We start from the raw sequence: 21479 nt of genomic DNA, 5'->3' as shown, positions 1-21479 counted from the left end.
GGATCCACATCGCTTTTGCACCCAAGATCTCCAGATTTGCCACTGGGACTCACCCAAGAAGTTGCCGGCAGAAGGGAAAAGTAGGAATGAAGGTATTGCTGACCAACGATGACGGCATCGAGGCTGCCGGGCTGGCCAATCTCAAGTTGGCCCTCAGCGCCCTCATCCCGGAAGAACACTGTTGGATTGTGGCCCCCCACCAACCGATTTCCGGCTGCAGCCACCAGGTGACAACGGGGCGACCTTTTCGGGCCTTGGCCCGCGGCGAGCGCACCTTTGCCGTCGAGGGATCCCCTGCCGACTGTGTGCGGGTGGCCCTATTCAAGCTGGCCCCAGCGGTGGATTGGGTGCTTTCCGGTATCAACGAAGGGGGAAACCTCGGATCGGATGTGTACCTGTCGGGAACGGTGGCAGCGGTACGGGAAGCGGCGATGCGCGGGATCCCGGGAATTGCCATTTCCCAATACCGAGCAGGGGGCCAACCCATCGACTGGGAGCAGGCCCAGCGGTGGACGCGGGAAATCTTGGCGGAGCTGATGGAACAACCCCTGCCCAGGGGGGCGTTTTGGAATGTGAACCTGCCCCACTTGCCCGCCGGATCCCCTCTGCCGGAGCGGGTCTATTGTCCCCTCTGCACCCAACCCCTGCCGCTCGATTATGCGGTGGAAGCCGAGGGAAATGGGGCAGAGTCGCTGTGGTTTCGCTATCAGGGCCGCTATGCGGAGCGCGCTCGGGATCCCCAAACCGATACCGACATCTGCTTCTCCGGTCGGGTGGCCATCACCCAAGTGCAACTGGCCTCAGGCGTTTCCGCTGGGGGGGGTAGAAGCCAGGTTGCGGGCAATGGTTCTCAGCCGTTGCAGCCGTAGCGCCGTCAGGATATCGGTGGGATCCAGCTTCAGAACCTGTTCTATGGCATCTGCCAGGTGTTGAGCGGCCTCCTGTCGGGTGTAGCCGCGAAACTGAGCACGGCGCAGGGCAAATTCATCGGCGTCGAAATGGGCGCTCTCCCGGTTCAGGTTTTGCCAGATCTGCCGGACGGAGAGAGCCGTAATGCCACCTGCCAACAGAGCGGAAAAGGGGTGCTGCAAAGAGAGCTCCGCCACGGTGGTGATGCCCCCGAACAAGGCCAGCGACTGGTAAAACCCCGGCTGCAGCCAGTTGCGATTGTCCAGCCAGCCCACCTCCCGCAGAAACAACAGATCCCGCTGTGGCTGAGGGATCCCTTGCCAACGGCGAAAATCGATGGCGATGGTGCCCTGGGGCTGCCAAGGGGCTTTGCGGCGGGAGATGAGCAGGGCTTCACCCCCGAAGTGGGGAACGACGCTGATCAAGGGTCGGAAGGAAGCGGGGAGTAGATCTCGCAGCCGTTCGGTTTCTTCTTTTTCAAAGGATTTGAAATCTGGGCGGCTGTTCATGGCCTCACCTGTTAGGGGCATTGAGGCGGGGAGCCCGCCTGAACACGGGCGCTGTTCCGGCCCCCGACACCACAGCCCTGTGTAGAACCAATGCGAGGTTAGTCTATCGCATCTCCAGGCTGGCCGTAGAACTCCATGGGTTTCTGTTCGCGGTAGCGGGACGGAGTCCTTAGATCCCAATCCTAGGTTGCGTAGACTGGGAAGGCGAGCCTATCTGTCTCAAATCTGAGGCCATGACTTTCCCAGCTCAGCCAGAACCCCAAGTGCTCCGTACTGCTGACGGGAATGAGCAGAGTGCCGTTCGCGGTAGCGGGACGGAATCCTTTAGCCCCCTTTACACGTACGCCTTCTTCCTGCAGCCAGCGCCAGAGCTTTTGCCCTTCATCCGGCAAACCGAGGGGATCCATCGGTCGGTGCAGGTGTTCTCCCCGACAGGCAGCCGAATTGCCGCTGCTGTGGAGCCGATGCAGGATCCAGAGTCGCTGCAAGTCTCGGATGAGGTGTTGGTGCGCTCTGCCCTGCGCCACGACCAGGTGATCTGCCGACTGTTCGCCCAGATGCCGGTGCTGCCCCTGCGCTTCGGCACCTGCTTCCTCTCAGCAGAAAAGCTGGGATCCCACCTGCTGTCCCGGCAAGCGGAATACGAACAAGCCCTGGCAGCCATTGGGGGGCGGGCCGAGTATTGTCTCAAAGGAAGGGTTCGACCTCAGCCCCAACCGGAGCCACAGTCCTCCCTGAGCGGAACAGCCTATCTTTTGGCCCGCAAGCAAGCTTATCTCCAGCAACGACAAGCCCAAGAGCAGCAAGAGCAGGAGCAGCAAGCCCTACAGCAGCTTTGGCCTTCCACCTGGCCTGTGCAAAGGGTGGATCCCCAACCGGGAGAGGCCTTGCGGCTCTACTTTTTGCTCACTCCTGCCGAGTGGGAAGCCGCCCTTCAGCTCACCCAAACCTGGCTGGCTCAGCACCCCCATTGGCAACTGGATTGGAGCGCCCCTTTGCCCCCTTATCACTTTGTCCGTGCCCTGCGGGATCCCCTGGCCGACAGGTGATAGATCCCAACTAAGGACGCCGTCCCGCTAGCGCGAACAAAGTGCTCTGCATGCGGATCATGGTCGCGTTAGCAGAGCGTGGATCCAAGCGTGATAATGGTGAGGGGATCCCGTCCGCTTCCTGTTTGCATTGGCGAGGCGGAGCCCTCACAGGGCAAAGGACTCCGTCCCGCTAACGGGAACAGCAGGCAAAAGGAAGAGTTGTGGTCTAAAGCGCTATGCGCCGCTACCGCGAACGAGTTGGGCTATTGGGGCTGGGCACGGTTGGCACGGGTGTTGTGCAAATTCTGCAGCAACCCCGGCATCCTCTCTTGCAGTCGGTTGAGATTGCGGCGGTGGGGGTGCGCTCTTTGGACAAGCCACGGCAAGTGCGGATCCCGCCTGAGCGCCTGACCACCAATCTGGAGCAAATCGTGTCGGATCCGGAAATCGACGTGGTCATCGAGCTGATGGGGGGCTTGGAGCCGGCCCGCACCTTGATCTTAAAAGCCCTTGACCACGGCAAACCGGTGATCACAGCCAACAAAGCGGTGATCGCCCGCCACGGGGAGGAGATCTTTCAGGCGGCAGCCCAAGCCAAAGTCTCGGTGCTCTTGGAAGCGGCAGTTGGGGGCGGGATCCCCATTCTGCAGCCCTTGCAACAGTCCCTGCAGGCCAGCCACATCCAGGCGGTCTGGGGCATTGTGAACGGCACCACCAACTTCATCCTCAGCCAGATGACCCAGGCGGCCAGCTCATTTGAGGAAGCCCTGGCCCTGGCCCAGGCCCACGGCTACGCCGAAGCGGATCCCAGCGCCGATGTGGAAGGTTGGGATGCCGCCGACAAGATCGCCATTTTGGCCAGCCTTGCTTTCGGGGTGTCTGTGAAGCGGGAAGCCATCCCCTGCGAAGGGATCCGCGGCATCAGCCCCACCGACATTCGCTATGCCCGCGAGTGGGGCTACACCTTCAAGCTCTTGGCCATCGCCCAGTTGCGTCAGCATTGCGGAGCAGCAAGGGCCCATCCTGTTCGCGCTAGCGGGGCGGAGCCCTTGGATGACGGGGAAGGGGCGGTCGCGACAGCGTTGCGGAGCAACACGATGGCCTTGGACATCCGAGTTCACCCCACCCTTCTGCCCTCTACCCACCCCTTGGCCAACATCAACGGCGTGGACAATGCCGTTTTGGTGCAGGGGGATCCCTTGGGTCAGGTGGTGCTGTCGGGGCCGGGGGCGGGGCGGGGGCCGACTGCCAGCGCCGTTGTCGGCGATCTGCTGACCCTGATTGCCCACCGGCAAACGGGGGCTCATACCCCCAATCCGCTGTGGGGATTCCCCTGCTTTCCTGCTGCCGCCTCTTTGATCCCTCTCTCGGAATTGGAGTCGGAGTTTTACGTGCGGGTATTGGCCCAGGATCAGCCGGGGGTGATGGGGGCGATTGGCACCTGCTTTGGCCGCCACCGGGTTAGCCTGGAGAGCATTACCCAAAAGGAATGTCACCAAGAGCAGGCGGAGATCGTCATCCTCACCCACACCGTCCGCGAGGCCGATTGCCGACAGGCGCTGGCCGAGATCCAACAACTGCCCCAGGTGGCCGGGATCCCCAGCCTATTTCGGGTGCTGCGCTAGCTGCTATAGATCCAAAATGCTCCGCACCGCTGACGCGAACGCGCTGGTGGGACGGGGAGCGGCTCAGAGCATAATTGTTTGACTCTTGAGGATTGAAAACCCCGTTGGAACCCAAAAGATGAACTCTTCTGTTGAGCACTTTAGCGGGACGCAGCCCTCGCAGGCCGAGGTGGTGGTGGTCGGGGCGGGCATCAGCGGCCTAACGTTAGCCTTGCGACTGCAACAGGGCCTATCCTCCAGGGATGACTCCACCCAGCCGGTGCTCCTGGCCGAGGCCAGCTCCCGCGTGGGGGGCTGTATCTCCACCCAATCCGGAGGCGGCTATCGCTGGGAAGAGGGCCCCAACAGCTTCACTCCCACCCTCCCTTTGCTCAACCTGATCGCCGAGGTGGGCTTGGCCGGTCGAGACAGCGGGACGGAGTCCTCTCAACTGGTGCTGGCCGATGCCCAGTTGCCCCGCTACATCTACTGGGAAAAAGAGCTGCTGCCGGTGCCCCTGAGCCCTTCTGCGGCAATTGGCTCGCGGCTGTTGAGCGTGGGCGGCAAGTTGCGGGCCTTACGTGGGTTGTTGGGGTTTGTCGCGCCACCGCCGGGCAAAGAGGAAACGGTGCGGCAATTCTTCCAGCGGCAACTGGGATCCGAGGTGGTGGAACGGCTGGTCGAACCTTTTACCTCAGGGGTGTATGCCGGGGATCCGGATCAGCTCAGCGCCTTGGCAGCCTTCCCCCGCATTGCCGGCTTGGAAGAACGCTACGGCAGCCTATTTGCCGGTGCTGTGCAGGCTTTGCGCAGCCGTTATCGCTACGCGACGCTCCCGCGAACCCGTCACCAGGACAGCGCCAACTCCCCCATCCAGCCTCCTCCTAGGCGGGGCCAACTGGGTAACCTGCGGCAGGGGTTGCAGCAGCTACCTGAGGCGATTGCCCAGAAACTGGGCAGTGCGCTGCGGCTGGGCTGGCGGGCTGTGCATCTCAAGCGGGATGAAACCGGCTACCGGGTGGGCTTTGCCATACACCACAGCGGCGCGGAGCACAACGCCCCAGAAGAAATCCACTGGGTGGTGGCTCAACAGGTGGTGCTCACCCTCCCTGCCTACGCCGCTGCCACCCTCCTGCAGGATCTCAACCCCCAAGCCAGTCGGCTGCTGGCCGAAATTCCCTACCCCCCTGTGGCGGTGGTGGCTTTGGCCTATCCAGAAGAAGCCCTTCCCCAGCCGCTGCGAGGGTTTGGCCATCTGATCCCTCGCTCTCAGGGCCTGCGCACCCTGGGCACCATCTGGGCCTCCTCCCTCTTTCCAGAGCGGGCTCCTCAGGGCTATCACTGCCTGGTCAGCTTCATTGGGGGGGCCACCGACGCGGCTTTTGCCTGTCAGAAAGGGATCCCGCCCATCACAGCTCTCTCCCCCGACGAGCGGGCCCAAATCGTACATGCAGAACTCAGCCAGATCCTGCTCACCCGCCCTGTCGAGCCCATCCGCCTGGGAGAGCGCCTGTGGCCCCAAGCTATCCCGCAATACACGCTTGGCCATCGGCAGCGGATTGCCCAATTGCAGGCCAGCCTGGCCGACCAAACCCCAGGGGTGTGGGTGTGCGCCAACTACCTGGATGGCGTGGCCTTGGGAGATTGTGTGCGGCGGGCCGAGGCCCTAGCCCAGCAGATCCTGTCTGTCCGGCGTTAGCGGTGCAGGGCACTTTATCGCTACGCGACGCTTTCGCGAACACGATGGTGGTGCGGAGCACTTTCACGACAGTGGTGCGGAGCACTATGAGCCACCCCTACACCAGCCTCCTGCTCATCCCCACCGGCATTGGTGCCCGCATTGGCGGCTTTGCCGGGGATGCCTTGCCCATTGCCCGCACTCTGGCAGCAGCCGCAGAGCGGGTCATCACCCATCCCAACGTGTTAAACGGAGCCAGTTTGTTTTGGCCGATGGGGAATGTGTTGTATGTGGAAGGGTACGGCCTGGATCAGTTCTGTGCGGGAGTGTGGAATTTGCGGCCAGTGCGCCAAAACTGTGTTGGGGTAGTGCTGGATGCCGGGATCCCCCCTGATCTGCAACAACGCCACCTGCAGGTGATGCAAGCCGCTCAGGCCACCTTGGGGCTCAACATCGGCCCCTGGCGCTTGACCCGCCAACCCTTGGGCGTTTCCGTCAGCTTCTCCCCCTCCGGGGCCAGCCAGGGATCCCTAGCCCGGCCCGATGCTCTCTTGGAGACTGCCCAGGAGCTGGTTCGCCTGGGGGCAGAAGCCATTGCTGTGGTGGCCCGCTTTCCGGATGACTTGGACTTCAGCCAATACGAGCAAGGAATGGGGGTGGATCCCTTGGCCGGCGTCGAAGCCCTGATCAGCCACCTGGTGGTGCGGGAGTTGCGGATCCCTTGTGCCCACGCCCCCGCTTTCTACCCTGAGACTTTCCCCAAGCCGGTTCACCCCCGCGCTGCCGCAGAAGAGGTGGGGTTTACCTTCCTGCCTTCGGTTTTGGTGGGCCTCAGCTATGCTCCCCAATTTGTCAAGAGCGGGGATCCCGTCCAACCGGGTGACCTGACAGCAGAGCAGGTGGACAGCGTCATCGCCCCGGCCACTGCCTTTGGGGGGCCTGGCTTGCTGCACCTGGCCAGCCGTTATGGCTCCGCAATGCTGTCGCAACCCCACCACAATGCTCCGCCGCTGACGCGAACGGACGGAGTCCTTGCCCGTCCTCCGCTTTTCATTGCCGTCGAGGAAAACACCACCGTGATGCAGGTGCACCCCCGCCAGTTGGGGATCCCTCATGTGTCGGTAACCTCCTATCTGGAGGCGGTTGGAGTGGTGGTGGCCCACCGAGCAGGAGTGGCCTGGTCGTCGCTACGGCTCTCCTCCTCCACCCGGGACAAGCTGGGATCCCACACTTGCGCCGTTATTGCTACGCGACGCTGTTGCGTTCGTGACAGCGGTGCAGAGCACAATAGTGGGACAGAGTCCTTTCGCGATAGCGGGACGGAGTCCCAGTAGGCTACCGGTCGCGTTAGCGGGACGGAGTCCATGAGCAGATGGGAGCCGGCAGGGGATCCGCTGGGTTTAGGCCGGCAAACCACTCGGATAGGGCAGCCGGCAAGCAGAGGCCGGGGTTTCCCTCGATGTGCAGCCGCTCCAGTCGGGGCAGTTCTGCCAAAAAGGTCGGCAATTCTCCCGTGAACTGGTTACGTGCCAAGCGCAGATCCCGCAACTGACTCAGTTGGGCCAGTTCGGGGGGCAGGGATCCGCTGAGGCGATTGTCCGACAAGTAGAGGTTTTCCAGATGGTGCAGTTGCCCCAGTTGAGGGGGGATAGGCCCAGAGAGCTGATTGCGATCCAAAAACAGGCCCTTGAGAGAGCTCATCTGGCCCAGTTGGCCGGGAAGGGTGCTGCTGAGGCGGTTGTTTTGCAGGATGAGGTTTTCCAGATGGTGCAGTTGCCCCAGTTGGGGGGGAATAGGCCCAGAGAGCTGGTTGTGATCCAAAAACAGGCCGCGCAGGTTTCGCAACTGCCCCAGCTCGGCTGGAATGGAGCCGGAGAATTCGTTGTAATCGAGAAACAGGTTTTCCAACTGGCCGAGTTGCCCCAGCTCGGGCGGAATGGGGCCGGAAAGTTGGTTGTGGCTGAGGGACAAGGCTCGCAACCGGCGAAATTGGCCTATTTCGGGCGGCAGGGATCCGCTCAACCCCTGACGATCCAGCACCAGTTGGACAAGGCACTGATCCGAATCAAAAAGGGCCACCTCCTCTACCTTCACCTCCGGGCGGCCCAGAGCTGCCAAGATCTGCCGCAGCAAGAGGGGATCCCGACAAAGGGGAGCAGACCAGGCCCCCACCCCCCAGCTCAGCCAAACCCAGATTGCCAGCAGGCCCACCGCCCACCTCTTGTGCTGAGCCATTCCTCTCTGCTGCCTCATCCTTGCTCTCCAAAGAATCTTTGCCAAGGTAGCATCCTACTCTGTCCTGCCTCTGCCGGAGTTGTTGCTGTGCCTACGGTAGGGCAACGCTAACGCTGTCGCGACGAGGCTGCGAGCAGCAGGAGTAGAAAAGTTCTGTCTCGCTCCGTCCCGCTGGCGCGATAGGACTCCGTCCCGCTGGCGCGATAGGACTCCGTCCCGCTGGCGCGAGCAGTAGCCCAGGCGTCTCACTCTAGCCTGAAACGACTGCATATCACGTTCAAAATCAAAAGACTGGGATCTCTTGCCATTCCGGTCGGCTGTGGGCGTGAGCTGACTCACCACAAGTGCGGGGGGTGGGAAAGATCTTGCCGGGGTTGGCGATGTGCTGGGGATCAAGCACCTGCCGCACCCATTGCATGCTCTCCAGATCCGCAGGCGTAAACATTTCCGGCATGTAGCAGCGTTTGTCTGCCCCGATGCCATGTTCGCCGGAGATGCTGCCCCCCAAGCGCACGCAGAGCTTGAGGATTTCGCCCCCCAGTTTCTCCACCTGCTCCAGGGATCCCGGCACCGACTCGTCGTAGAGGATCAAGGGGTGCAGATTGCCGTCGCCAGCGTGAAACACATTGGCCACCGGATAACCGTACTCACGGCTGAGGCGCTCGATTTCCTTCAAGACAAAGGCTAGCTGGCTGCGGGGGATCACCCCATCCTGAACATAGTAGTTGGGGCTGAGCTTGCCCATGGCCGCAAACGCTGCCTTACGTCCTTTCCACACCCGCGCCCGCTCTTCTGGGTCGGATGCGACTTGCACCTGTCGCGCCCCATTTTTGAAGCACAGCGCCCTCACCTGTTGGCCGGCTTCCTCCACCTCCAGCTCTAGCCCATCCACCTCCACCAACAAAATGGCCGCCGCATCCCGCGGGTAGTAGCCCAACTGAACCACATCTTCCACGGCATTGATGCTGAAGTTATCCATGATCTCCAGGCCGGCGGGGATGATCCCGGCAGCGATGATGTCGGAGACGGTGGCTCCCGCCGCTTCTACGCTGTCAAAATCCGCCAGCAAAACCTGAACCTGAGCCGGGGCCTTGACCAAGCGCAGGGTAATCTCGGTGGCAATGCCCAGGGTGCCCTCGGATCCCACAAACAGCCCCACCCAGTCGTAGCCGGGCATCTCCGGGAGCTTACCCCCCCAGCACACCACCTCCCCATCCGGCAGCACCACCGTCAGGCCGAGAATGTGATTGGCTGTTACGCCGTACTTGAGGCAGTGAACACCGCCGGAGTTCTCCGCCACATTGCCGCCGATGGAGCAAACCGACTGGCTAGAGGGATCCGGCGCATAAAAGTAGCCTTGGGCGGCCACGGCCTGGGTAATCCAAGTGTTAATAACGCCCGGCTGCACCACCATGCAGCGGTTGTCCAGGTCGATTTCCAGGATTTGCTTCATCAGGGTGGTGGCAATGACGACGCTATTTTCCACCGGCAGGGCTCCCCCTGAGAGGCCCGTACCGGATCCCCGCGCCACAAAAGGCACCCCGTAGCGGCTGCACAGCTTCACCACCTGCGCCACCTCTTCTGTTGTGCGGGGCAGCACCACCAGCGCCGGCCTTTGCCGGTAGCTGACCAGCCCATCGCATTCGTAAACCAGCAGCTCCTCCGGCTTGCTGATCACCCGCTGGGGATCCAGAATTTTTTTGAGCTCAGCCGTCAGCCTGATCCAGTCGAAGGTGAGGCCGGTCTGTAGAGGATGAGCAGAAGCGTTCGCGCTAGCGGTGCGGAGCACTTTCATGACAGTGGGCCCAGCAGGAGCTTTAGGAGGGATATTGTCACTATAGTCTTGCTGGTAACCGAGCCAGCCAACAGATAGCCCATGCAGCCCAACTCCCCCAGCGCCGAACAAGTGCTCAACCAAGTGCGGCAGCTCTACGAGCTCTACCCCTTCCCCCCGCAGCCCATCGGCACTGTTCCCCCGCCAGGGTGGAATTGGCGCTGGAGCTGGCCCCAGGCCCATGCCTTTTGTACGGGATCCCATCCGGGTCGGCGCAGGGTGCGCATTCTGGATGCCGGCTGTGGCTCGGGAGTGGGAACAGAATACATTGCCCACCAAAACCCCAACGCAGAAATTTGGGCCTTTGATCTGAGCAGCCGCGCCCTGGAGATTGCCGAGGCCCGTTGTCGAGCTTCCCAGGCACCGCCGGTGCAGTTTCGCCAGCTCAACGTCTACGACATCGACCAGCTGCCGGGGCAGTTTGACTTCATCAACTGCGTGGGCGTGCTCCACCACCTGCCCGATCCGCTAGCGGGGCTGCAGGCTTTGGCCGGCAAATTGGCTCCCGGCGGGCTCTTGCACCTGTTTGTATACGGCGAGCTGGGCCGCCACGAAATCCGCCTCATGCAAAAGGCCATCCGCCTGCTGGTAACGGGTTCTGAACACCAGACCCTCGCCTCGGCGGAGCAATTGCAGAGGGGTCTCCAGGTGGGCCGCCGCCTTTTCGAGATCTTGCCGGAAACCAACCGCATCCAGCAGCAAGAACGGGCCCGCTGGGCCATCGAGAACGTGGACGACGAATGCTTCGCCGATATGTACCTGCACCCCCAGGAAGTGGACTACACCATCGAGACTCTGTTTGAATTAATCCGGGCTTCCGGACTGCAGTTTCTGCGCTTTTCCAACCCGGAGTTTTGGCGGCTGGAACGGGTGTTGGGCCAGGACGAGGCCCTGCTGGCTCAGGCGGCTCAGCTGCCGGAACCGGAACGCTATCGCTTGATCGAGCTGCTGGATCCGGTGGTGGCCCACTACGAGCTGTTTCTCGGTAAGCCCCCCATCCGCCGCTGGGAATGGACAAGCCCGGAAAGTGTAGCATCAGCCATTGCCCACCTCAGCCCCTGTCTGGGCCTGTGGCCGGGGCGGAGCATTTTCAACTATGCTTACGAAGCCATCTCCCTGAGCGAAGAAGCCTTCGCCTTTCTCCAACAGGTGGACGGGATCCGCACCGTCCAAGAGATCCAGGCTGGCCTAGAGTGCCCCCTGAGCTTCGAGCAACTGCAACGCCTGCTGCGCTGGCAAGTGCTGCTGCTGGAGCCGCAAAACTCGGTCTCTTGAGAGTTTCTCGACCCCTTTCCCTTGCCTCAGCGGGACGAACCTTGGCATTTGCCCTCTTGTTCTTCTATGGCTTATGCTAGAAGGCTGTGACCTTTAGCTCTGGCCCCGCGTATTCTGGGGTTACCATCATGCCCAAAATCAAAACCCGCAAGGCAGCAGCCAAGCGCTTCCGCCTGACCGGCAGCGGCAAGTTTATGCGTCGCAGGGCCGGGCACAACCACTTGCTGGAGCACAAAACCAGCAAGCGCAAACGCAAATTGGCCGGTGTGGCCCTGGTGGACAAGCGGGATGTGGTCAATGTGCGCCTGATGTTGCCCAACACCCACTAGCCGGGATCCTGCTCGCGCCGGCAAGAAGATTTCAGGGGCTGGCATTGGCGACAGCAGTTCCGATCCCGTTAGCAGGACGGAGTGCTTCTACCCTTCAGTTTGAGTTTGTTCAAGTTCCTATTGAGTTACTGCCATGAGAGTCAAACGGGGCAATGTCGCCCGCAAGCGCCGCAAAAAGATCCTCAAGCTGGCCAAAGGCTTTCGGGGAGCTGGTTCAAAGCTGTTCCGCACCGCCAACCAGCAGGTGATGAAGGCTTTGCGCAGCGCCTACCGGGATCGCCGTCGCAAGAAGCGGGATTTTCGTCGCCTATGGATTACCCGCATCAACGCGGCCACCCGTGCCCAGGGCCTGCGTTACCACGAGTTCATCGATGGTCTCAAAAAAGCCAATATCCAGCTCAACCGCAAAATGTTGGCCCGCTTGGCTTTCCTGGATCCAGAGGCCTTTACCCAGGTGGTGGAGGCAGCGCGCCAGTCTCGCGCCTCCTGAGGAGGTTCCGACGGCTATCCAGAAGTCCTTCCTGGCAGCCATTCTGGCCCTCGCCTGCCTGGGGAGAGGGATCCCTACTGTGGCTCGTCCTTGGCCGGAGATTGTGGATTCTGGACGGCTGCGCGTTGCCGTAAAAGACAACTTGAGGCCGCTGGGGTTTCGCACTCCCCAAGGGGATCTGCAGGGGTTTGAGATCGAGCTGGCTTGTGAGCTGGGATCCCGGCTGTTGGACTCGGCAGAGGCTGTGGAGTTGGTGCCGGTCTCGAATGTAGAGCGGCTGCAGGTGCTGGCTGACGGCCAGGTGGATTTGGCCATTGCTCAGATCGGCATTACCCCGGATCGGGCGCGCCAGGTGGAGTTCACTTCTGCTTACTATCAGGATGGCCCCAGCTTGGTTGTGGCTCGTTCCCACAACTGGGAAAGCTGGTCGGACTTGCGGGGCGGTCGCGTTGCGGTCTTGCGCGGCTCCAGCGCCATTCCCCTGCTGAATCGATACCTGCCAAGGGTGGAGTTGGTGCCGGTTGACTCCTATCAGGCAGGAGCAGAACTGCTCTTGGAGGGAGCTGTGCAGGCGTGGGCAGCAGATCGCTCGGTGCTGGCAGGGTGGCTAGCAGAGCATCCCCGTCGCGAAAGCGCTGCGGAGCAACAGTTTCAATTTCTGGGATCCCCCTTGGCAACGGTGGGGCTGGGCATTGCCATGCCCAAGGGGCTGCAGCACGCCGAATTGCGGCTGCGGGTGCGCCGAGAACTGGAGAATTTGCGGGCTGAGGGCTGGCTGGCAGAGCGGGCCAGAGCCTGGGGGTTGCCCTAAAGTTGAGGATACTCCCTACTCTTTGTCTCTCTTGGGAAGATTTCTCTCTTGAGCAGAAAGGCGGGCTCAGTGCAGAAAGTGACGTATGCCGGTGCAAACCATGGCAATACCGGCAGCGTTGGCAGCAGCAATGGAATCGGCATCGCGGATGCTCCCCCCCGGCTGGATGATGGCGCGGATCCCTGCTTGGGCAGCCATCTCCACGCTGTCGGCAAAGGGGAAGAAGCCATCGCTGGCCAAAACAGCTCCTGCTGCTTGGGATCCCGCCTGCTGGAGAGCGATCTCCGCTGCTCCCACCCGATTCATTTGTCCGGCTCCGACGCCGAGCGTCTGCCTCTGCTTGGCGACGACAATGGCGTTGGATTTCACATGTTTGCAGACTATCCAGGCAAATTCCAGATCTGCCCATTCTGCGGGGGTGGGCTGGCGTTGGGTGACCACTTGCCAAGAGGGGGGGCTGTCGGTTTGCGTCAGTCCCTGGTCGCGACAGCGTTGCGGCACAACAGGTGAGTCGGCATCCTGCACCAGAAAGCCCCCGGCCAGGGTGCGGATTGTTTGGGCAGGCCCCACACACAAGTCCGGCAAGATCAAGACCCGCAAGTTCTTTTTGACTGACAGTAGCTCAGCCGCTTCTGGAGTGCAATCGGGAGCCACCACACACTCCAAAAAAGGCTCCACCAGCCGTCGGGCGGTCTCTGCGTCCAAGGGTTGGTTGAGGGCGACGATGCCCCCAAAGGCCGAAACTGGATCAGCAGCCAGGGCAGCCTCGAGGGCGGCAGCCGGCGATGGGCGAATGGCCACCCCGCAGGGGTTGTTGTGCTTAACCACCACCGCCACCGCTTGTTCAGGTTGCAAGAACTCCCTCCGAGCAGAGCCAGAAGACACAGAGCCCTTCCCGTCAGTGGGCCGCGTCGCATCAGCATTGCGGAGTAACAAGGTTAACTCTGCCGCCAGGGCACGGGCCGCCTCCAGATCCAGCAGGTTGTTGTAGCTCAGCTCCTTCCCCTGCAACTGCTTAGCCCGCTGCCAGCCGGGGGCAGCCGGATCCGTCACATACCAAGTGGCAGCTTGATGGGGATTTTCCCCGTAGCGCAGGCGTTGCCACAGGATCCCTTGCAGTTGAAACCTGTCTTCAGCGGCAGCTGCGGAGGACTGGGAGGGACCTGCTAGCTCCAGGCGAGCCAGGTAGGTGACGATGGCGCGGTCGTAGGCCAGTACCTGCTCAAAGGCCCGACGAGCACACTGGAAGCGAAACGCCAGCCGCTCTGTTTCCCCATAGGCCCCGGAGAGCAGTTGCAAATACTGGGGGTACTGGCTGGGATCCGTCAGCACCGTGACGTGGGGATAATTTTTGGCTGCCGCCCGCGCCAAAGTGGGCCCGCCGATATCGATCTGCTCAAAAGCTTCCTCCAGAGACACTCCTGCCTGGGCCACTGTCTGTTCAAAAGGGTAGAAGTTGACCACCACCAGTTGGATGGGAGGGATCCCCAGCGCCTCTAGGTCTGCCCGGTCTTCGCTGCATTCCAGGCGGGCCAAAATGCCGCCGTGGATGCGGGGGTGCAGCGTCTTCACCCTTCCCCCCAAGATTTCCGGCGCGCCAGTGTGGGCAGAGACAGGGGTGACCGGGATCCCAGCTTCTGAGAGCGCCTTGGCGGTTCCCCCACTGCTGAGCAGTTGAAAGCCATGCTCTTGCACGAGGGACTGGGCCAGCGGGATCAGTCCGGTTTTGTCGGATACACTCAACAAAGCCAACGGTACAGAATCCTGTTCGCGACAGGGTTGCGGAGCAACAAGGGACATCGGACGGCGTTACCCAATAGAGATTCAGAGGAAAAAGCTGGCCAGCGCTCTCACAGCATACCCCGAAAGCTGGACCCTCTTGTCCAGCCACCTGGTTCAGACAAATCTTCAGATCGGCTCGGTTCAGCGGCGACAAGTAACCTTTGCCCCCCACCAATATCTCCCAACCGTCCGCTGCAACCGAATTGTTCGACTGCGCGCTGTCTCTAACTTTTCGGTTTAGTTGACTAAAAAGACTTCACCTTTGGATTCAATGCGTAGTGAAGAAATGACCAGTAAGAGACCAAAATACTGAATAAACGGAACCAAAGTAGCATATCCCATCTACCCTGTAATTCTCGAATGGTGAATTGCGATCCAGCACCGTTCAACATCGATACGATAGTGTTATTTATCGGAACAGAACCAATGAAAACCAATGCGAAATACACAGCCAAACTGATTAACCCGATTCTCAACAAATACGGCTCTGAGCGAGAACTTGAAACTACATTCAAAATAACGGCACAGGCAAGCATAGCCAGAAAAACAACGGGCATAAACTTGGCAGATTGTAAGTGAATATTACCCATTACCTCCAGAAGAGATTGGTCGCTGATGCGCTGAAAAGCTTGTTTAACTACAACAACCCAGAAAAAGTCAGTCCCTAAACTTGCTGTCAGTAGCGTTAATACCCCTATCAAAGCAATAGTTTCCAGGCTCATGCTCAATCAACCCACTGTTTCACTAGATAACTCTACACATTGCCTAAACCGTGATGATTTTAACAGACAACTTCCGAACCATTTTAGATCAAGCACTAACAGATAACCCTACAGCTACCGCCATCACCCATAAACGAAGCAGTCGAACGTTCGCATCAGCAGGACGGATCAGGAATATTCTGCTTCGCCTCTCACCTGATCCTGCCGGACCTGTTCCCGTTCCCGGTTAAGGCGGGCCACCTGGGCTTCCAGATCTTGGATACGGTGCAGCAACTGTTCGATAGCCCGTCCCACTGGGTCAGGCATGAGATGGTGATCCAGGTCAATGCCATGGGCGGGGATGCGGCGCTGATGGGGCGGGATGACCGCACGGCCTGGGATCCCAACCACCGTCATGCCGGGAGCTACATCCTGAATCACGACCGCGTTGGCTCCGATACGAGCTTTTTCCCCAATGCGAACCGGCCCCAGAATCTTTGCCCCCGTGCCGACAATCACCCCATTTTCCAGGGTGGGATGACGTTTGCCCTTGTTCCAAGAGGTACCCCCCAAGGTGACCCCGTGGTAGAGGGTAACATCATCGCCAATTTCTGCCGTCTCACCGATCACCACCCCACAGCCGTGGTCAATGAAAAAGCGCCGCCCAATCTTGGCTGCCGGGTGGATTTCAATCAATGTGAAAGAACGAGCCAAGAAGCTGAGCAGCCGCGCTAGGAAAAACCAGCGCCGTTTCCACAGCCAGTGGGCGATGCGGTGCAAAAACAGAGCATGCACACCGGGATAAGTGAAGATGACCTCCCAGCGATTGCGTGCTGCCGGATCCCGATCGAAGACACAATCAACATCCTCCCAAAATTGCTGCCAGAACCCCAGTTTTGGCTCCGGCTTGCCAGCAGGGAGAGAATTGCCCTCCCCCGTTTTGGGGCTTTCCACCGCCGACTGCTCGGCCTCCGTCAGCATGAATGGTCTCCGTTTAGGAACCTCCACTCCCCTTTTAGCACTTTTTGCCGGCAGCAAGGAGAGATCTCCAATCGCGCCAAGGGAGCTCCTCGCGCAACTCTCCACTGGGTCGAGCTCAAGCAAATTGCCTTCTGCCCTAGCCTTTACTCAACTGCTGAGCCACCAGTTCTCCAATGGCTTGCGCGGCTCCCGGCCTTCCCCCCAGCCGCTGCAGTTCTGTCTGCATTTGCTGACGGCGCTGGGGATCTTCCAACAGAACTCGCATTTGCTCGGCCACGGCCACCGGGCGCAAATGGCCCCGCAACTCTGGCACCACCTCTCGCCCCGCCCAGATGTTCGGCCAAGCCAAGTGACCTAGCCAACGCAGAGCAATTCTGTTGACGGCGCGGGCCAGCCAAGTGCCCAAGCCTGGAAGGCGGGTCAACAGGCCAAGAATCCCATCCCAGGCGCGCATTGCCTCCAGCTTGTTGGTAGGGATCACCACAACCATCGGCACCCCCAAATAGGCCAGCTCGGCGGTGTTGGCGCCAATGGTGGTCAGACAGAGATCACAGTTGGCCAGCACAGAATAGGCAGGGAAGCTTGTCCACAATTGCACCGTGCTGCCAAAGGGGGTAACAAACTGGGATCCCAGATTGGTCTGCTCCAGAATGGCTGAGGTGCCATAGATCAAAGCCATATCGGGATTGAGCCTGGGATGAGCATAGGCTGCCAACGACTGGGGGGTTTGTCCTGGGGCCACCGGGATCACAAAGCGGACATTCGGCAGCATCTGTCGCAGCTCATCGGCCACAGCCAACACCAATGGCACCCCCAAGGAGAGCTTGGCTGGCTTGGAGCCTGGGAGCAGCCCCACCTGATAGTGGGTGCGGTTCTCATCGCTCAGACGCTGCCAGCCGCGCGGTAGCAATTCTTCAAAGGCCTCCGGCCCGCTTACGCGAAAGGCCTCCGGCCCGCTTACGCGATCGGTGAAGCGGTTCCCCACTCTCTCTGGCGCAGTTCTTACAGGCTCCCCCTCGCCGATGGAGCTGGGAGATGCATCTTGGAGCAGGCCAAAGGCTTGGGTTGGGGAAGAAAAGCCTGCCGTGGGTTTGGAGGCAGCGGCAGGAGATCTGCTGCCAAGCCAGCCGGAAAGGGGCACCCCCGGCAAATAGACAGCGCTGGCTACGCCATCCGCCATCAAATCCCCGACAACGTGCATTTTGTGGGCCCAAGGGTGGCCCAGCAGCCGTCCGCCATCGTAGCGGCGTTTGATTGCCTCGGTTCGCACGGCGAAAGCATGTACCCAAGGCCGCCAACGGGGTTGATGCTCAGCATAGACCACCAGCCGATAGCGCAAGCGGCGAGCAATCCAGACGGCAAAAAACTGATCCCCCCCCAGAAACAGCACCACCCCTCGCTTGGCCCAATTCCAGGCTTCTTCGGTTTGGCCAGTAAGCAAAAAAGCCAGAAAAAAATCGGGATCCTGCACCCGATCCACGTCGACGAACGCTTGCGCTATCTTCATCTCTTGCCCGGAAGCATGGGGGCAGGGGGACAGCACCAGGGAGAGGCGTGCCTGAGGCAGTTGCTGGCGCAATTCCATCACCACCGGACGCACCCAGGTGGTCAGCTCTCCAGGGCCGTTTGAGAGAATAAGAATGTCATAGGGAGGCTCACCGCTGCTCAGTGGGGCCATCGGAGGCTGGGATCCTGCAATTAATCGTCTCATTCTACCGTTTGCCCATGGCCCTGGGCCGATTCCTGCCAGTCCGGAGATTTGTCGGGATCCCTTCCCAAAGAGGCAGCCCCAGCGTCGGCTGAGGGGCAAGGCGTTCTTCAGAGAGGCATCTGGCCATGCGAGAGGCCAGGGGATCCCTCAGGCCAGCAGGGATCCGCCGATCATCCCCGCCAGCAGAATAAACCCTTGCACCACATTTTGGCCGAAGATGGCCAGGTACAAGGTGGGAGAGGCATTCCTTTGGTGGAGCTGCCAGGTTTGCCGGCCCCAGAGGACAGTGACGATGGCCAAGCTGACAAAATAAACTCCATGCAACCGTAGGCTGAGGCCTACCCCCAACAGCGCGATGGCAGTGCCCAAAAAAAATAGCCCTACCGCCGTCGGCGTCCGCTGCCCGAAAAAACGGGCGCTGGAATGGATCCCGGCCCGCTCATCGTCCTCCCGATCCGCAAGAGCATAGACGGTATCAAATCCCAGTGTCCACAACACCGTGGCCAGCCACAGCCAGCCCAGCCCCTCTTCCCACAGGGGTGTGTTGGCATCTTGGCCGCTCACCGCCGTCCAACTGATGAGCACGGCAAATCCCCACGCCAGAGCCAGCACCAACTGCGGCACCGGAAACACCCGCTTGGCCCCCGGATAGAGCAGGATCACCGGCACCGCCGCCACACAGAGGGCAAGGCTAACCGGGTTGAGAAACAGCGCCAGCCCTGCCGCACAGGCCAAACTCACCACCGCCATCAGGATCCCGACGCCAACGGTCAACTCCCGGCTGGCCAACGGGCGATGGCGGGTGCGCTCCACCAGCGGATCCAAATCTCGATCCCAAAGATCGTTGATGACACAGCCTGCCCCACTGGCAGCCAGGCTGCCCAAAATGATGATCCCGACCAACGGCCAAGGGGGCGTTCCCCGTCCGGCCAAAAAAGCTCCCCACAGCGCCGGGATCATCAAAATCAGTCGCCCTGCCGGCTTGTGCCAGCGCAACAGCCGCAGAATGGCTCCGCCAGTGGCCCAGAGTGCAGAAGGGGAAGCAGACATAACCGGTTTCCGGCCAATCGCGACAGCGGGACGGAGTCCTTAAAGCGTGAGTTGCCGTTCGCGGGAGGGGTGCAGAGCACCATGAGGCGTGGGTAGGGGCGGCTCCACATTAGAGATCTTAAATCAATCATCCTGAATTGCAGGTTTTTGGAATCTTTGTGGCCCCATTCGCCGTCTCAAGACCTTGGGCAATCAGTCCACCCCTGTTCTCTTTACATTGGCCGGCCCTGGAAGTTTGATATCCTATCGGGGGGCTGCTGTTGACGGTGGCGGCACTTGCCCTTCTCACCCTGTGAGGCTGTTATCGCTACGTGACGCTTCCGCGTTCGTGACGGCGGTGCGGAGCACTTGCGTGCAGGCGCAACGGAGTTCTGTATGGAAGCAACCCTCTCCATGACCGGTCCACTTCCTCAAGCCAAGGAAGCTGCTTCCCATCTGGAGACCCTGCTGGTGGTGGATGACGAGGATGCCATTCGGGAAACGGTTGCCCTGGCTTTAGAAGAACAGGGATATCAAGTTTTACAGGCCGCTGATGGTCGGCAAGCCCTTGAGGTGGTACATACGGCTGAGCGGCTGGATTTGATGATCCTGGATTTGATGTTGCCCAGCTTGAACGGTTTGGATCTATGCAGGCTGCTGCGCAGGGAGGGCAACACGATTCCCATCTTGATGTTGACGGCCAAAAGTAGCGAAACCGACCGGGTGGTGGGCTTGGAACTGGGGGCCGACGATTATCTGACCAAGCCCTTTGGTATGCGGGAGCTGATCGCCCGCTGTCGCTCGGTGTTGCGCCGGCAACAACTGGCCCAAGCCAGCGATGCCACGGTGCTCCGTTACGGGGATCTGTGTATGTTTACCCAGGAGTGCCGCGTGTTGGTGCGGGGCGTCGAGGTGAGTTTTTCCCCCAAAGAGTTTCGCCTGTTGGAGCTGTTTATGTCCAACCCCCGCCGCGTTTGGACGCGGGAACAGCTTCTGGAGCGCATCTGGGGATCCGACTTCATGGGCGACAGCAAGACCGTCGATGTACATATCCGCTGGCTGCGGGAAAAATTGGAGCTGGATCCCAGCAACCCAGAGTATTTGGTGACGGTGCGCGGCTTCGGCTATCGCTTCGGCTAGTCTTTTTGCTGGCCACGCCACCGGCGGGCAAAAGAGAGCGCCTCGGCACGAGTTTGAATCTGCCCCCAAGCCTGCGCCTCCTGGAGGTCTTGCAGCAACTGGCCTACCCAGGGGCCGGGTTTGGCCCCCAAGCTGTGCAGCAGATCGCGGCCATCCAGCAGGGGCACCAGATGGGCCAGGGGATCCTGGGGGTCTTCGTAGCGTTTGAGCCAAGACTCCAGCTTTTGAGGGTCGCCGCCCGTAGCCACCGCCAACAGCGCCAAGCCGCCGAACAGGGATCCCGCCTGTTGGTAAAGCCGCCACTGTTGCGCAGGGGTGGGGGAGTCCGTCAGGAGAAGCTGAAGCTGAGGCAGAAGATGGTGTAGCTTTTGGATGGCCCGCATTTCCGCTCGGCTGAAGCGCAGCCGCTCCAGCTCGGTTTCCACCCTTTCTGCCGTTCGCGTCAGCAAGACAGAGTCCTCAGTTCCCGCTGGATCCCACAATAAAGCCGCCAGCACCACTGCCAACAGCCTGCCGCGCCCTTCGCGTGAGGATGTCAAGGGCTGGGCCAGCTCTGCCAGCGTGCGGGGATAGAGCGGTTGCCAGCGCCCGGCCCACTCCCACACGGCCTGAGCTTGAGGGAAGCCCGGACTTTCCGGCTTCAGGTGGGGCAGCCAAGCCTGCAGCAACCCCGCCGCCACCGCCGCCTGTAGGTGAGCCAGCCCTGGGATCCCTGCCTCCAACAGGGCTACTACCTCTGCCCGCACTCGTTCTGCCGCCACGTTGGCCAAAAGGGGAGCCCGCTCCCGGATTGCCTCTTGCGTAGCCGGATCCAGCCCAAACCCCAGCTGAGCCGCCTGTCGATAACCCCGCAACAGCCGCACCGGATCGGCACTGAGGTTGTCGGGGTGTACCATGCGCATCCGGCCCTGGCGAATATCGGCTTGTCCGCCCGTGGGATCCAGCAGTTGCTCCCGTTGCAGATCCAAGGCCAGGGCATTGCAGGTGAAGTCCCGCTGCTCCAGATCCGCCTCAGGGGTGGATCCCGCCTGCAGCCCCACGTCCACGGTCAACTTTGCCAACACAATGCGGGCAATCTGCCGTTCGGGATCCAACACCACAAAGCCCGCCCCCAACCGCCGTGCCACTGCCGCTGCCCAGCCCACGGGATCCACAGCGCACATCAGGTCCAAATCCACCGACGCTGAGGACTCCATCCCACCGTCGCGAGCGGGATCCCCAGCAGCACGGCCCTGCAGCCAAGCCAGGTAAGCATCCCGCAGGGATCCCCCTACCCAATAGCTTTTCTGCGGCAGCCACTCTTGGGGGAAAGGCAGCCGTTGGTAAAAATAGGTCAGCAGCCACTTCGTCAGCAAGGCTTCGCTCAGGCTTAGGGTCATTCCCAGTCAAAACTCCATGAAGATGAGACACCTGGGGTGGTAGGAGAACGC

At 60.9% G+C, this 21479-nt stretch carries 19 protein-coding genes; 10 read left to right on the top strand and 9 right to left on the bottom strand.

The window, feature by feature from the left end:
• Window positions 1–86: 86 nt before the first annotated feature.
• Window positions 87–869 carry a 5'/3'-nucleotidase SurE gene (gene surE / locus NW849_RS01275; protein ID WP_414330243.1) on the top strand — a complete coding sequence of 261 codons (783 nt, stop codon included), beginning with the start codon at window positions 87–89 and terminating at the stop codon, window positions 867–869.
• On the opposite strand, the gene NW849_RS01270 is transcribed toward surE, so the two are convergent.
• Window positions 801–1418 carry a DUF3318 domain-containing protein gene (locus tag NW849_RS01270; protein ID WP_414355578.1) on the bottom strand — a complete coding sequence of 206 codons (618 nt, stop codon included), beginning with the start codon at window positions 1416–1418 and terminating at the stop codon, window positions 801–803. The two genes, surE and NW849_RS01270, sit on opposite strands and share 69 nt — an antisense overlap.
• Window positions 1419–1651: 233 nt before the next feature.
• Here NW849_RS01270 and NW849_RS01265 point away from each other — a divergent pair, with 233 nt between their 5' ends.
• The 4 genes from NW849_RS01265 (at window position 1652) to NW849_RS01250 (ending at window position 7065) form a co-directional block, all read left to right on the top strand.
• Entirely contained in the window at window positions 1652–2467 is an 816-nt protein-coding gene (locus tag NW849_RS01265) for a GvpL/GvpF family gas vesicle protein (RefSeq protein ID WP_414355577.1), read from the top strand.
• A 218-nt stretch (window positions 2468–2685) separates the two neighbouring features.
• Window positions 2686–4074: a homoserine dehydrogenase gene (locus NW849_RS01260; RefSeq protein ID WP_414355576.1), complete on the top strand. Its 1389-nt coding sequence runs from the start codon at window positions 2686–2688 to the stop codon at window positions 4072–4074.
• A gap of 118 nt (window positions 4075–4192) precedes the next feature.
• Complete coding sequence (gene hemG / locus NW849_RS01255) at window positions 4193–5752, top strand: protoporphyrinogen oxidase (RefSeq protein WP_414355575.1); 1560 nt, start codon at window positions 4193–4195, stop codon at window positions 5750–5752.
• Between the two features lie 86 nt (window positions 5753–5838).
• Window positions 5839–7065 carry a DUF3326 domain-containing protein gene (locus NW849_RS01250; protein WP_414355574.1) on the top strand — a complete coding sequence of 409 codons (1227 nt, stop codon included), beginning with the start codon at window positions 5839–5841 and terminating at the stop codon, window positions 7063–7065.
• 13 nt (window positions 7066–7078) lie between these two features.
• Here NW849_RS01250 and NW849_RS01245 read toward each other — a convergent pair whose 3' ends face one another.
• Window positions 7079–7966, bottom strand: coding sequence for a hypothetical protein (locus NW849_RS01245; protein WP_414355573.1), 888 nt, complete (start codon window positions 7964–7966; stop codon window positions 7079–7081).
• Window positions 7967–8249: 283 nt separating this feature from the next.
• Window positions 8250–9761, bottom strand: a complete 1512-nt coding sequence (gene glcD / locus NW849_RS01240) for a glycolate oxidase subunit GlcD (RefSeq protein ID WP_414355572.1) — start codon at window positions 9759–9761, stop codon at window positions 8250–8252.
• An 81-nt stretch (window positions 9762–9842) separates the two neighbouring features.
• Between glcD and NW849_RS01235 the strand changes: the two genes are divergently transcribed.
• The 4 genes from NW849_RS01235 (at window position 9843) to NW849_RS01220 (ending at window position 12705) form a co-directional block, all read left to right on the top strand.
• Entirely contained in the window at window positions 9843–11075 is a 1233-nt protein-coding gene (locus NW849_RS01235; RefSeq protein WP_414355571.1) for a class I SAM-dependent methyltransferase, read from the top strand.
• A gap of 128 nt (window positions 11076–11203) precedes the next feature.
• Window positions 11204–11404 (top strand): 50S ribosomal protein L35, encoded by a 201-nt coding sequence (gene rpmI / locus NW849_RS01230; protein ID WP_011434387.1) that lies wholly within the window; start codon window positions 11204–11206, stop codon window positions 11402–11404.
• Between the two features lie 133 nt (window positions 11405–11537).
• Window positions 11538–11894: a 50S ribosomal protein L20 gene (gene rplT, locus NW849_RS01225; RefSeq protein WP_011434388.1), complete on the top strand. Its 357-nt coding sequence runs from the start codon at window positions 11538–11540 to the stop codon at window positions 11892–11894.
• A 79-nt stretch (window positions 11895–11973) separates the two neighbouring features.
• Window positions 11974–12705: a transporter substrate-binding domain-containing protein gene (locus NW849_RS01220; RefSeq protein ID WP_414355570.1), complete on the top strand. Its 732-nt coding sequence runs from the start codon at window positions 11974–11976 to the stop codon at window positions 12703–12705.
• A gap of 66 nt (window positions 12706–12771) precedes the next feature.
• Here the strand turns inward: NW849_RS01220 and purH are convergent, their stop codons facing one another.
• The 5 genes from purH to NW849_RS01195 form a co-directional block, all read right to left on the bottom strand.
• Window positions 12772–14505: a bifunctional phosphoribosylaminoimidazolecarboxamide formyltransferase/IMP cyclohydrolase gene (gene purH, locus NW849_RS01215; protein ID WP_414355569.1), complete on the bottom strand. Its 1734-nt coding sequence runs from the start codon at window positions 14503–14505 to the stop codon at window positions 12772–12774.
• 227 nt (window positions 14506–14732) lie between these two features.
• Window positions 14733–15209, bottom strand: coding sequence for a hypothetical protein (locus NW849_RS01210; protein ID WP_414355568.1), 477 nt, complete (start codon window positions 15207–15209; stop codon window positions 14733–14735).
• 168 nt (window positions 15210–15377) lie between these two features.
• Complete coding sequence (cysE, locus tag NW849_RS01205; protein WP_414331426.1) at window positions 15378–16169, bottom strand: serine O-acetyltransferase; 792 nt, start codon at window positions 16167–16169, stop codon at window positions 15378–15380.
• A gap of 136 nt (window positions 16170–16305) precedes the next feature.
• The gene (locus NW849_RS01200; protein WP_414355567.1) at window positions 16306–17847 is read right to left on the bottom strand and encodes a hypothetical protein; all 1542 of its coding nucleotides are present in this window, start codon (window positions 17845–17847) and stop codon (window positions 16306–16308) included.
• A gap of 180 nt (window positions 17848–18027) precedes the next feature.
• Window positions 18028–18930 carry a 4-hydroxybenzoate solanesyltransferase gene (locus tag NW849_RS01195; RefSeq protein WP_414355566.1) on the bottom strand — a complete coding sequence of 301 codons (903 nt, stop codon included), beginning with the start codon at window positions 18928–18930 and terminating at the stop codon, window positions 18028–18030.
• A 393-nt stretch (window positions 18931–19323) separates the two neighbouring features.
• Between NW849_RS01195 and NW849_RS01190 the strand changes: the two genes are divergently transcribed.
• Window positions 19324–20049, top strand: a complete 726-nt coding sequence (locus NW849_RS01190; protein ID WP_414355565.1) for a response regulator — start codon at window positions 19324–19326, stop codon at window positions 20047–20049.
• Here the strand turns inward: NW849_RS01190 and NW849_RS01185 are convergent.
• A complete protein-coding gene (locus NW849_RS01185) occupies window positions 20046–21428 on the bottom strand; it encodes a CCA tRNA nucleotidyltransferase (RefSeq protein WP_414355564.1) in 1383 nt (460 codons plus the stop codon). The two genes, NW849_RS01190 and NW849_RS01185, sit on opposite strands and share 4 nt — an antisense overlap.
• Between the last annotated feature and the right edge of the window lie 51 nt (window positions 21429–21479).

Source organism: Synechococcus sp. R55.3 (genome assembly GCF_047461975.1).
Lineage (GTDB): Bacteria > Cyanobacteriota > Cyanobacteriia > Thermostichales > Thermostichaceae > Thermostichus.
The sequence above is the reverse complement of the archived record's forward strand: the minus strand, read 5'-3'. Positions and strand labels throughout refer to the sequence as shown.